General features: G+C 43.0%; 7 protein-coding genes. 1 reads left to right on the top strand and 6 read right to left on the bottom strand.

The window, feature by feature from the left end; translation table 11 throughout:
- Positions 1 to 277: 277 nt before the first annotated feature.
- From H8Z77_RS02390 to H8Z77_RS02375, 4 genes are all read right to left on the bottom strand, one after another.
- Positions 278 to 1,369: an AraC family transcriptional regulator gene (locus tag H8Z77_RS02390; protein WP_186996063.1), complete on the bottom strand. Its 1,092-nt coding sequence runs from the start codon at positions 1,367 to 1,369 to the stop codon at positions 278 to 280.
- 202 nt (positions 1,370 to 1,571) lie between these two features.
- Positions 1,572 to 5,141 carry a glycosyl hydrolase gene (locus H8Z77_RS02385; protein ID WP_186996062.1) on the bottom strand — a complete coding sequence of 1,190 codons (3,570 nt, stop codon included), beginning with the start codon at positions 5,139 to 5,141 and terminating at the stop codon, positions 1,572 to 1,574.
- A gap of 151 nt (positions 5,142 to 5,292) precedes the next feature.
- Positions 5,293 to 6,396, bottom strand: coding sequence for a helix-turn-helix transcriptional regulator (locus H8Z77_RS02380; protein ID WP_069988490.1), 1,104 nt, complete (start codon positions 6,394 to 6,396; stop codon positions 5,293 to 5,295).
- A gap of 417 nt (positions 6,397 to 6,813) precedes the next feature.
- Positions 6,814 to 10,053, bottom strand: coding sequence for a UvrD-helicase domain-containing protein (locus H8Z77_RS02375; protein ID WP_186996061.1), 3,240 nt, complete (start codon positions 10,051 to 10,053; stop codon positions 6,814 to 6,816).
- Between the two features lie 135 nt (positions 10,054 to 10,188).
- Between H8Z77_RS02375 and H8Z77_RS02370 the strand changes: the two genes are divergently transcribed.
- Entirely contained in the window at positions 10,189 to 10,773 is a 585-nt protein-coding gene (locus H8Z77_RS02370) for a sugar O-acetyltransferase (RefSeq protein WP_186996060.1), read from the top strand.
- A gap of 412 nt (positions 10,774 to 11,185) precedes the next feature.
- On the opposite strand, the gene secF is transcribed toward H8Z77_RS02370, so the two are convergent.
- Both secF and H8Z77_RS02360 read right to left on the bottom strand, forming a co-directional pair.
- On the bottom strand, positions 11,186 to 12,289 hold the full coding sequence (gene secF / locus H8Z77_RS02365; RefSeq protein WP_186996059.1) for a protein translocase subunit SecF: 1,104 nt from the start codon (positions 12,287 to 12,289) through the stop codon (positions 11,186 to 11,188).
- Positions 12,289 to 13,701 carry a preprotein translocase subunit SecD gene (locus tag H8Z77_RS02360; protein WP_186996058.1) on the bottom strand — a complete coding sequence of 471 codons (1,413 nt, stop codon included), beginning with the start codon at positions 13,699 to 13,701 and terminating at the stop codon, positions 12,289 to 12,291. The genes secF and H8Z77_RS02360 overlap by 1 nt, the downstream gene beginning before the upstream one ends.
- Between the last annotated feature and the right edge of the window lie 8 nt (positions 13,702 to 13,709).

Genomic DNA, 13,709 nt, shown 5'->3' with positions numbered 1-13,709 from the left:
GAGGAATTAAATAGTACCCGCTTTCAACATAAAAAACTATTTTTTATTATGCTACATGGCTAATATGAATAGAAAAATAATATAATAGCATTACATAAACTGTAAAGCTTATATTTGAAATCAGATATTATTTTTTATACCATTTTCGCATGGCATCTCTAATTTTATTGGTAACCGGGAAAAGTTTATCAATCACTATCAAATATTCCATATGACACTTCACAATTAAAAAACAATGTGTATATCACTTTTTATAAATAAACTTTTCTATTAAAAGCTATGATTCATCTTTGAAAGGCTCATTGTCTGATGGGGATGATTCAATGATATTCCCATGAGTTTGCCGATATTGAGCTGGAGTCATACCAAATAGCTCTTTAAAATTCCGGTAAAAATGGCTAGAATCATGGTAGCCAATGGATTCCATAATGGACTTAATGGACTGGTTACCTTGACCTAACATTTTAGCAGCATATAAAAAACGTTGTTCCTTTACAATATCCTGAAATTTCTGCCCCATGGTTTTTTGAATCAAAGAACTAAGGTAATTTTTATTGTAATGGAGATGTTGGGCTAGCATATCCAGGCTAATATCCTGTAAATGTTCCGAAACAAATGCTAAAATTTTGGATACAGGCACCTCACTTTCTTCCAAATCACTTTGGAACAGCCGAATATCCTGACGGTGCCGCCGCAATAACAACCCCAAAAAAACAATCATGGAACTGTCCAAAATTGGGGCAGAATACGCCTCATCGCAAAAATACTCCTCATACAATTGCTGTACCGTTCCCTGCAATAAAGAATCCTTTCCACAACGGAACATCAAATAGGAGTCCGCCCTCCCTTCCAGCAATGCAAACCGGAAAAAAGAAGAAAGATGGTCAAATTCGGATAACAGGCTGGTAAAAGTATAATAAAAAGTGGGTTTACGTATCAAGATATTCACAATAACACTGGTTTCATTCTCGGTGTAAAGGGCGTGCATCAAATAGGGTGGTAAAATACAACAATCCCCCTGTTGTAGATAGTGTTCTTCCCCATTGATCGAATGAATACAATCCCCCCGCCATACGTAGGTTAACTCAAAAAATTCATGCCCATGCCAGTTCATGGGGGAATAGCAAAGATGGCGCATAATAACAACATGCTGATGCCCATAAAAATACTGGTTTTCCGGTGTGATAAAATGCTCCTCCAAAGAATGGTTCACAAAAGGGGCTGCGGGGTTCAAAAACTCATAGCCGTACTGTTGATACAACTCCCTCAGTTCATCTGCCGCCTCCCTAGTTGGATTTTTTTCATACAGCCATCGCTTTTTCAGCAATAATTCCTTTTGGCACATCGTGCCCAGTGAACAGTATTCCATCCGATTCCCTTCTTCCTTATTTCACAATTCTTTTATCATTATCTTACCATATTCTCCGTACAAATTCAAAACAAAAACCTTAAAAACCCCAGGATAGAAGTGATTTTCTACCCCGGGGTTATTATAGGATGAAAGAGTTTTTGTTTCCCCTCTAAACCAGTTAGAGGGGAAACAGAGAGGAAATAGAACGATTTTGTAAAAACTAGGAATTATGGTTCCGTTTTCTGCGAATGATATAAGCGGTTACGCCTGCTGCGCCGAGTGCCGCCAGAATGCCTATTGTGGAAGCATCACCAGTTTGCACATTCCCTTCGCTGCTGGTTCCGTTTCCACCATTGGTTCCACCATTTTCGGTTGCGGTGTAAATCACTGCTTCATCATATGGTACTAAGGATACTGCGGTTAAACCGTAATCCTGCACATAGCCTTGTTCGTAACGTTCCTGGAATACTGGGTTTTCTACCTGAATCCTGTTATTCAATGGGGTTGCCAATTTAATGGAAATGGTGTTTTCCCCTTCTTTCAGATATTGGCCAATATCCACAATATTTTTACTCTGGTTGATTCCGCCCAAGTCATGGCCGTTTACAATGATTTCGGTTACTTCGTCGTTACCATGTTCAAAATTCAGGTAAGCCCCCTGCCCTTCTTCCAGAGAATCAATCTGGAAGCTGGTGCTATAATGTCCAATGCCAGATACATAGGACATGGATTCTACGCCCAGTGTAGCCAATTGTTCCGCTGTTGCCGGCAGGTTTTTCCAGCTTGTCAAGCCAGTATTGGCAAAGTTCACCGTTGTTTTATCCGATTGGGTTGCCGGTGCGTTTGGATCTGCACTTGGGCCCCAGCTTTCCACTGCAATATCCCAGTTTTTCAATGTCATTTCTTCCATCGGGTTTAATTCGCAGGAGATATTGCTTCCGTTGGAGAGTTCCGCTGTCACTGCGCCTTTCGCTTCGCTGCGGGCTACAATGTCATTTCCTTCTACTACTGCGTTATCCGCTGTGGTATTGGTGACATGTACTTTTGGAGCCGCGCCAAATTCCGCTTCATTTTTGGAAATCGCTATAATAGCAGATTCGTTGTATTCCAAATCCAACTGGGTTGTAGTCTGGTTTCCGGATTGGTTGTACCATGCAATTGGAGAAATTTCTCCTGTCCAAGCGTCCAATTTGTATGGGGCGCCTTCCCCTGTCATGGTAACTGGCACTGAAATGGATTTTTGGTCCCTAGAACCATTGTAGAAATAATAGTAATAGGTTCCGTCTGTTTCATCATAACGGCAGTAGCTGCGCAAATCCTGGGTAGATGGATAGGATACTCTGGAGGAGATTCCAAACTGTTCTAACTGGGTCAATACACCTGGTACATCCTGAATCACCGCAACGTTATCAAAGCTCGTGATTTCCGCCATAATTGCTTGGACTTCTGCGTCGCTGTCAATCTTATCGCCATCAACTACCGCACCGCTATTGATACTGTCAGCAGAAACGCCGGATACCCTTGCAGGGGTTCCACCTACAAAGATGATTGGCAAGCCCTGTTTCGCAAAGTTGAGCATCTGTTGCGCTGCTTCTGCACCAATGGTATCTGTGTTGTATACTACCATTGCTTTATATTCTGGACCGTTTGCTACCAATGTCTTGTTTTCTACAACCGCATTTTCATGGAGGATTCCCGCTTCCCCTACAATATCATAGGTATAGCCTTGATCCAAAGCATCCACTAAAACGGATTGGTCGTAAATTTCACAGGTGCTGCCATCATCTCCTGAATCAATGGTTTTTGGAGCATACAGCAATACATCCATTTTTGGCAAACCATTTTGCAGGATAGCCTGGGAAGCTGCCATGTACTGGGTCATCACATTGACATCCTCAAAATAAGGCTGGCGGTTCGTCCATGGATCTGCCGCGTTGGCGCCAAATGGATGCCATCCTGGCCATTGGGTATCCAGACGGTCGGTGCCATCCGAAGTAAAGGTATGGGCTTCTGCATAAGCCGCACCGTGCATCATCATTAAATTGACGCCTAATACCCAGTTATCGTTTAATTTTTCCACTGCTTTATCCCAGGAAATCGCATAGCTTGCCCCATATGGATAGTTATCTTTGATAGAAGTCCCCCTGGAAGTTGCCAAAACTTCATCGGTCACATATTTTTTGCCCGCGATATGGGTAGCACCGGATAAAATACGGAATTTATCGTAGTTGGTTTTCCATGCCAAGGATTCCCCTTCCGTAATGTCCAAATCCAGTGAAACCGCACCAGTGTCTACCGAAATTCCTTTGGTAATATATGCCTGGGTTCGGTACAGAGCATCCAGATCATTATGGCACCAATCCAACATGCTACCTACAAACAAATTCTGGTACATGTTGCTTAATACAGTAAAGTAATCCTCAATATAGCGGCTGCTGTTGGTACCATAAAATTTGGTTGGGTCATAGCCAGAAACTTTATCTGTGCTGCATGTTTTTGCGCTGGTGATGTATGGTAGATATCGGGTTAGGTCATAGCCAGCGTCCTGTTTAAAATACTCCTGGTATTTGGTAGACCAGAATGGGCTTGCGCTCAAAATCTCAATCGAATCCTCAAAAATAGAGCAATCCGCTTCCCGGATTAGCTGGGCAAGCTCCTCGTCACAAAGGATGTATTTGTCCCACAGCTCTTTGGTGACATTGGCGCCAGTATCACTGAAATGGTCCACTACATATGGTACATTTTCCTGGCAAGCGTTAATTGGGTAAATAACTGCCCCGCCAGAAACAACCTTAGAATCTGTGCCCAAGGCATAGCCACTGCCTCTGGTGTAGAAGCCAAACAATAACCAGTCTCCTGCCTGTACTTGGCCGCCCTGATTGATTTGGGAAAGATCAATCCCCAATTTAGAAGTGTCAATGGAATAATAGTTCTGGGTGTCCGCCATACGGTCACGGTCGCCAAATACATATTCGATATTCTCATTGGTAACCGGCTGATTTTTTTGTTCCTCGGTGCTTCTTCCCCCTTCCAGATCCATGGTAACACCGTCATAAATCTGCTGCATATAAGCATCGTTCATATCCGGCACACCTGCTGGGGTTGTTTTCTCCAATTGCACAACAGCGTCCGAAACGTCCTTCATGCTATCCTCTTTTAGCACAAAGTTCCCATCTGCATCTACACTTTCCACCTGTGCAACGGTTGCCGCCAAAAAGTCATCCGTAAACACAAATGGACATCTCATGGAATCCAGCACACGGGTTTCTGGCATTGGCAGGTCTGTTATACCAGACTGGATGATTTTTGTGTAAGAGTGTGCCAATTCCTTACTTGCCCCATCATCATTTGGGTCAATCATATTGGAGGAGACTGGCCACATTGGGGTACTGGTTAAATCCACACGGAACTCGGTTGGAAAACTCTTTGCTGTTTTAAAGATTGTTTTTAACAGGTTCCTCCAAGCTTCGGTGCCAAACCCATATTCGGATGGGTCAAATACCGAGTAACGGGGAACCATCGCGATTTCCACGCCACGGTAACCCGCTTCATACATGGAAGTGATTTCGTCCGCTACAATTTCCGGGTCAGCGGCAGCGTCCGGTAGCCAATACCGAACCATTGGTTTCGAGTTTTCTTCCGGGTTTTTAAACTCGTGGATAATGCTGCCTTTTTGCACTGCTGTGCTTTCCAAGGCAGTTACTGTGGTTGCCCCAACCGACGCGAGCAATGCCGCGCTGGTGAGAACCGCAACCATTTTACGTCCTGTTGTCTTACTTTTTCTTTTCATAGATTTTTGCCCTCTCTTTTTTTACTTGACCACAATGTGGTCTATTTGACAAAAATCATTTTACTAAAAACAAAAAATAAGTGCAATAAGTAGATGAATTGATATGAAATTGGGGTAATCAATCCAACCATTGTCCCCTATAGGATTGTTTTCACTCCCGTAGTCCCCAAAATTCAGTTCCCACTGGCAAATTAATGCTGCCCGTCTCAGGATGGTGGACTTTCCGATATTCCGCCGGCGTCATGCCAAATAGTTCCTTAAAATTCTCATAAAAATGGCTAAAATTGTGGTAACCGATTAAATCCTTGATTTCTTTTAAAGGTAAATCCCCCTGCACAATCATTTTAGCGGCGAATAAAAACCGCTGTTCCTTTACAATATCCTGGAACTTCTGCCCCATGGTTTTTTGGATGAAAGTGCTTAAATAATTCTTGTTGTAATGAAGGTGTTCCGCCAGCATGTCCAAGCTGATATCCTGTAAATGTTCCGAAATAAAAGAGAGAATCTCGGAAACAGGTACTTCTTTTTCCATACGAGCATTTTCAAAAAATAAGATATCCTGATGGTGGCGGCGGAGCAACAGTCCAAAAAAGATCATGATATAATGGTCCAAAATGGGGGCGGCATAAGCCTCATCCTGAAAATATTCTTCATACATCTGCTGTACCATGTGCTGTAAAACAGCATCTTCCCCACAGCGGAACATCAGATAGGAATCATTTTTTTCCTCCAGCAGGGCGAACCGGAAAAACGAGGAAAGTTCATCAAACTCGGAGAGCAGGTTGGTGAAAGTATAGTAAAAGGTAGGTTTCCGGATGAGAATATTGATAATGACGCTTTGTTCATTTTCGGTATATACTGCATGGATTAAGTGGGGAGGCAGGATACAAAAATCTCCCTGTTGCAGTTTAATTTTTTCCTGGTTGATGTAGTGGTCACAGTCCCCACGCCAGACATAAATCAGCTCAAAAAATTCATGGCCATGGAAATTCAATGGATTATAACATGGGTGGCGGGAAATTACCACATGGCGGTGCCCATAAAAATACCGGCTCTCTGGGGTAAAAAAGTGGTCGTCCATGGTATGCCCCTCAAATGGAACACGGATATCCAAAAAATCGTATCCATAATTCTTGGAGAGTGCTTCCAGCTCCTGTTTTCTTTGTTCGGTTGGTTCCTTTTCATACAGCCAGCGTTTTTTTAATAGTTCCTCTTTTTTGCACATTGACTGAAATGGCCGGTAAAATGGTACCATCGTTGTCTCCCTCCATTTGTTTCTTCCTTTTTATCATAGTATAATCCAACCAGGTTGTCAAACCATAACTTTCTCAACCATAAGCTGTGCTACAGAATAACCTTGTTGTGTTTCGGTTTTTAAGTAAATTCACAATACAAATGCAACAGCCTATTTCTATGGCAATCTGATAAAATCCATCATACTGGAAATCTTCTTTTTTGTTTGATAAGAAAAGTGTAGATTTACTGCTATTTGATAGAATAGGCAAGCTTTTCTCCTACATATTTATGAACACGCAAAAACATCCCCACCTCAATCCAGGCGGGGATGTTTTTGTATTGATATAGAAAGGAATCTACCGGGGAATATCAAACTGTGTTGCCACAAAGTAGTTGTTCTTTGTGGATATCAAAGGATAAAAGGAAGAATTTGTAGTTAAATAAAATCCAACAGATTTAATTGTTTTCCAGCTTGCACCGCTTTTTTCTGGTGTGCCTGCCCTGTTTCCAGTACACCTTCTGGAAATCCTTCGGTGAATTGGGAATATTCTTTTGGCGCCGTCATCACCAGTTTATCTTTTGCCCGGGTCATCCCCACGTAAAACAACCGGCGTTCTTCCTCCAAATCTGCTGGATGGGCTTCGGATTCCAATGGCAAACAGCCTTGCTGTAATCCGGCTAAAAAGACAATGGGGAACTCCAACCCTTTGGAACCGTGCAGAGTCATCAAAGTTACTGCCCCTGCATCATACTGGCTGCAATTTCTCGCCAAATCCCCTTCTTCCCCCAGTAAAAGCGCCTGTAACAAAGCAGGCATATCAGGGTAAAAAACTGCCATCTGTTCCAGTTTTTTCAAAGGTTTTGAGTCCTGCCAGTGGAGGAATACACACCAATCCTGCAACAGTTTCCATGGCTTTTGTTTCTTTATGAGTGGCTGGTACGCCTTGACCGCTTGAAGCCACTGCTGTAGATGTCCAATTTTAGCGAAATCTTCCTCTAGCTCAAGTAGATTCTGTTTTTCCAGTTGGGAAACCACATACTGGATGATATCTTCTGGACAATTCCAGATTAATTTTAAACTAGTGGACAGGGCGGCGTGGTCGGATTCATCCCATAAAAAGCGGAAAAACTGAATAGTACCCCGCACGGACTCTTCCATCAGGAAATCATCCCGCCCTTTGACAAGGTAGGGAATCCCTTCTTTTTGAAAGCATTTTTCCAAAATCCGCGCCTGATGATGGGTACGGTACAACACAGCGATATCAGAAAACTCCCAAGTACGGGTATGGTCGGTGGGGTGCCCCAACATTTCGGTATCCAGCATATCAATCCCACCTACTAGGCGGTTGATTTCCTTGGCAATATAAATCCCCTCCGAAAGCTCGGTTTCCGCATAGAGGAGGGAAACTGGTTCACCGGATTCCTTATTTGCTTCCAATATCCGTTCATCAAAGGAAGGGTTTGGGGCAATAGCGGCTTGGGCAGCCCGAATAATCTCCGGTGTGGAACGGTAATTTTGGGTTAACCGGATGAATTCGGTGTCTGGGTTGGTTTCCTTCAACTGTTCAAAACAGTGGGCGTCCGAGCCACGGAACCCATAAATCGACTGGTCAGGGTCCCCTATCGCCATAAATCCCTTACTGTGCTGGCTCCACAGCCCAATCAGTTCCCGTTGTACCTGGTTGATATCCTGGTATTCGTCTACCATCAAATAATGGAACCGTTTTTTCTTTGCTGGGGTAAGCTTCCCAGAGAGTTCTATCATACGCAGCAGTAAGTCATCAAAGTCCAGCCTACCCTGTTGCTGCAATTGGGCTTGGTATTGCTGGAAAACCGGTTCTAACTGTTCCAAATCCTCCACTGCAATGCCGTTTTTGTATTTGGAAAGCTCCTGCAAAAACTTGCGGGGGGAATATTTGATTTCCTGCTGGCGAAGCAAATCTCCCGCCATCTGCATGGCTTCAGATTCATCCAGCAGGTGGACTGGGTTTCCTTCCAATTCCTCCAGCAGTTCCATACAAATGGAATGGAAGGTTCCAATGGTCATGGAACGCACGGTGCGCTTACTGCCAAACTGCTGTTCCAAACGTTGGCGCATCTCCTCCGCTGCCTTGTTGGTAAAGGTAACCGCCGTGATTTCACCAGGTTTGACATTACAGCGTTCTACCAAATAGGCGATACGGGAAATCAAAGTTTTGGTCTTTCCCGTCCCTGGTCCCGCGATGACCGCTACCGAATGTGCCTTGGTAGTAACAGCTTTGAGCTGCTGCTGATTTAATCCACTTAAAATATCTTGGGATACTTCCTGATTTTTTTCGGTTTGACTCGCTTCCTCTGTGGGAGTTGGAACAGAAAAAGTCGGCTTCTCCTCTTTCTTTACAGTAAAATTCTGCCCACAGGTGGAAAGCAGGTTAATTTGCCCTTGGAATCCGTCGATTTCCTCCTTGGTTAGCAGCTGAATGGTTCCATATTCCCCATCGTAGCCAGGAACCCGTGTGACCTTGCCTTGACGCAGTCGCTTGATTCCTTCCTGGACACAAACCCCTGCGACTTGCCCAATCTGTTCCAGTGGAGCCTCCCGCAAGATATAAAATTCCGGCCCAATTTCCCTCAGCATGGTTTCATACTGTTTTTTTACTTTCACACTGATGCTGGAAACCCCAATCGAAGCCGCAATCACTTCTGGCAATGGAACCAGGCTTTCAAAATAGGCTGCGCCCGGTAACTGGAACCCTTCCTCCCGGTCTGCCAACTGCTCCACACGATGCTGCACGCCAATGGTAATTTTTTTGCCACAAATCGGGCATTTTCCGCCGAATTTGACGGTTTCGGATGGTTTTAAACAAAGGTTGCAGTTGCGGTGGCCATCGTAATGGTATTTTCCCTCTTCTGGGAAGAATTCAATCGTACCAGCAAATCCTCCTTGCTTCCCTTCCTGGATGGCATGGTACAGCCCTTGATAGGAGAGTTCTGTTTCCAACAAATTTGCTTCCCGCCCCAATTTTTGTGGGGAATGGGCGTCCGAATTGGACACCAGGGTAAACCGGTCCAGAGCGGAAACCATCCAGTTCATTGGCGGGTCGGAGGACAGTCCAGTTTCCAGCGCATGGATATATGGGGTTAAGTCCTCAAAACATTCCTCAATGGTATCAAATCCAGAAAAAGCCCCGAACAACGAAAAATGCGGTGTCCAAATATGGGCTGGGATAAAAATCGCATCCGGACAGCTCTCTAAGGTAATTTCTAATAAATCATGGCTATCCAACCCTAAAATTGGGCGTCCGTCTGAGTGGATGTTCCCAATTGCCTCCAGCTTTTTGGAAAGCTCCTCAGCCGCCTCCAGGCTAGGCAGTAAAATCACATTGTGTACCTTGCGGACTTTTCCATTCTTTTTATAAATCGAACTGATTTCCCCCGAAAGCACAAACCGGGTGTTTTGTTGCTCTCCAGCAATCCGGTCCTCAATCTGATATTCTGGCTTTAACTGGTAAAGCCCCTGCTCTGCTGGAATTAATTTCTCCTTTAGTTCTTCCCGCCAAGCTGGATGGGTAAAATCCCCCGTTCCAATCAATTGGATTCCTTTCCGCTTTGCCCAAAAATCCAGGTGTTCCGGAACACAATCCTTGCTGGTTGCCCGGGAATATTTTGAGTGAATATGTAAATCAGCAATATACATGGCAAATCCCTTTCCTATGATGGTTTAGTTCCATTATATTCCTATTTTCGATAAAATTCAATCCTGAATTTGACGATAGGTCAAATTCGTGGTATGATACACCCAAATATCGTTATGAAGAACAAGGAGGTTTTTATGACAGAGAAAGAAAAGGCGCAGCAAGGTTTGCTATATGACGCCAATTATGACGCAGCGCTGCTGAAGGAACGGGCAAAATGCCAGGAATTGTGTTATGAACACAACCAACTCCCACCATCCAAAGTGGAGCAACGGAAAGAACTGATCCGGAAAATTTTAGCGAAAACCGAAGGGGATTTCTGGATTGAACAGCCATTTCGATGCGATTATGGTTATAACGTTTCAATTGGAAAAAACTTTTATGCCAACTACAATTGTATTATTTTAGATGGTGCAAAGGTGACCTTTGGGGATAACGTATTTATCGCCCCCAACTGTGGCTTTTATACAGCGGGGCATCCCTTAGATATTGAACAGCGCAACCAGGGCTTGGAATACGCCTATCCGATTACGGTGGGGAACAATGTATGGATTGGCGGCAACGTCACTGTATTACCAGGTGTCACCATTGGAGACGGGGCTGTTATTGGTGCAGGCAGTGTCGTGACAAAGGATATCCCAGCCAACGTCATTGCTGTGGGGAACCCTTGCCGTGTCATCCGCGAAATCACGCCAGAGGACCGGGAAAAGTACAAAAAATAGTATTTGAATCCCTCCATTAAATGATTGGTTTATCGCTTCTTCCAGCATTATAATAAAAAATAATCTAGAACTCAACAACTAGATTGCAAAATTTTAGAGCAATGATATCAATCATTACAGTAAACAATCAATTAACACCAACATTTATTCTTAGAAAATCATATCAACTATATAATTTTCAAAACCAATTTATAAAAGAATTATTCTGATTCATCCAAGAATATTTTTGTAAAAGTTACAATAACTTCTTACATAAATAGATGGATCCAATTTAATAGGACTTTTATTTGTTTTTGATGATTTTTGATATAACTATGAATATTTTTATAAAATATGTTAAAATCCCCCTGTATCATCTATACAGGGGGATTTTAGTAATAGTTTATTTGCTTCGTAACAGGACTACAAACAATTATTCATTTGCTTCTTTTTGTTCCTGTTCTTTTTCTTTTAAGCGTTCTGCTTTTTTCTTGTCAGCGATTTTCTTCGCTTCTGCCTGTCTTTTGGCTTTTTCTTTTGCTCTTTGCTCACGTTCTTTTTCTTTTTGCGCTTCTAATTTTCTTTGTTCTTTTTCAGGATCAACCTCTTTTTTTGGACGGTCTTTCCAAAGAACCCACAATGGACCAGAAATACATACAGAGGAGTATGCACCAGCAATCATTGCGATAACCAGAGGCAATACGAAGCTAATCAAGGTATCAATACCAAATGCCAAGGATACAATCAGGATTACCAGCAATGCCAAAACTGTGGTTAATGTTGTATTGATAGAACGAGACAGTGTCTGGTTGATACTTTTGTTTACCAGTTCCCTGGTTGGTACATGCTCGCCCATAATCTGTCTGTTTTCACGAATACGGTCATAGATAACAACGGTGTTGTTGATGGAGTAACCCAAAATCGTTAATACAACCGCCATAAAGTTATCGTTGATTGGTAAGCGGAAGAATACAAAGGTCGCAAAGATAAACATTACGTCATGCGCCAATGCAATAATTGCCATACAACCGGCGGAAATACCACCAATTTTACGGAAACGGAATGCAGTGTAGATAACCAACACAATAAATGCAAATATAATTGCTACCAGGCATTTAAAGAAGAACTCTGTCCCTGTTTGAGGATTAACGCTGCTTACCGTAACTTCGGTTGCGGCGTCCTCAAATTGGAAATTATCTGGATAAGTTTCTTCCAATTTTTCGGACAAAGCATTGGTTGTTTCAATCGAAAGGTCTTTGCTTTCGGATAATGTAACAACCATATTTGGGTTACCAGTAGAATCTGTAGATGTTTGGATGGAAACATTGATTCCCAATTGTTCCTCAATCGTGCTTTCTACTGCTTTGGTATCTATCTCACCAGAGCAAGGATAGGTGAGGATGGTACCGCCTTTAAATTTAATATCCACATTTACCCCAAGGATAAATGCACAAATAATTGTAATTGCGATGATTGCAATGGAAATGGAAAAGAAAATCTTACGTTTTCCGACAAAATCTATATTTGGAGTTTTCATTATTTAGCACCTCCATATAATTTAGGATTGCGGAAGCACTTAAATTTAGACAATGATTTTATCATCAATTTGGAAGCTCCAACGCCCATAATAAAGTTACCGATAATGCTTACCAGCAAAGTAAATCCGAAGGAGTAGATAGTTCCTTCAGTAGAAGATCCAAACATAAAGAAGATTGGATGTAAGATCTTAGAGAAGATACTATCCGGTGTACCAAACGCACCCATCAAGATAATCGCGATTAATACAGTGGTCAAGTTACCATCTACTACGGCGGTCAAGCCACGTTTGTAACCAGTGTCGATCGCAGCGTCAATGGATTTTCCATTATGTAGTTCTTCCCGGATACGGGTAGCGATCAGAACGTTTGCGTCTACGCCCATACCAACACCCAGGATGATACCGGCGATACCAGGTAACGTTAGGGTAAAGCTTGGGAACGGCGCAAAGAAACCAGAAATTGCCGCCAAGGACAAGGTTACCTGCCCAATCAGCGCGATAGACGCTACTGCACCTGGCAGACGATACATTATAATCATAAACAATGCAATTACTGCAAACGCAATAATACCTGCAATCGCCATCATATCTCTAGCCTGTAAGCCTAAGGTTGGAGAAATGGAGTTATAACTCTGTGTTTCCAGTTTAAATGGCAGCGCACCGCCGTTGATTTTATCTGCCAATTCAGAAGCGGATTCCGCCGTAAAGTTACCGGTAATTACTGCTTTACCATCTGTAATTTGTGCGTTTACTGTTGGAGCGGAAATCATAGTATCATCCATCCAGATGGAAATGGTACCATTGGAAGCGTATAACTTGCCAGTGGCATCAGAAAATTTCTCCGCACCTTCATCGGTCAACTCCAAGCTAACCTGATACTGCTGTTGGGAACTGGAACCAGAAGTAGAGCCATAAACAGCTTTTGCTTCTTTTACATCTGAACCAGTTAAAATAATATTTTCCGCTGTTGTACCGGATGGAGCGCCTTCGCTATCGGTCTCCTTCCCTTCACGGAAGGTCAATTCAGCGGTTTCACCCAATGTTTCAATTGCTGCCTGGGCATCAAAATCCTCTTCGTCAGCAGGCCATGGGAAACGGACAATGATTCTGTGTTTATTTTGGTCGGTATAAACTTCACTGTCAGTGATATTTTGTGCCAGCAAACGCTGTTTGATCACTGCTTCAGCAGCATTCATTTGTTCTTCGGTTACATCTGTTACATCTTCTGGTGGAGCAAATGTAACGTCTACCCCTCCTCGGATATCAATGCCCCAACGGATATCCTGTAAGCCTTTGATGTAAGTAGTGGTATTGTCGCCCCATCTCGTTTTTACACCAAATGCTGTTACCACCGCAAAGATGATAATCAGCACTAAAACGATGAAAAACGTTGGTTTTCCCTTACGTTTCATGGATTGTT

Origin of the sequence: Clostridium facile (genome assembly GCF_014297275.1) — a bacterium.
GTDB lineage: Bacteria > Bacillota > Clostridia > Oscillospirales > Ruminococcaceae > Massilioclostridium > Massilioclostridium facile.
The sequence above is the reverse complement of the archived record's forward strand: the minus strand, read 5'-3'. Positions and strand labels throughout refer to the sequence as shown.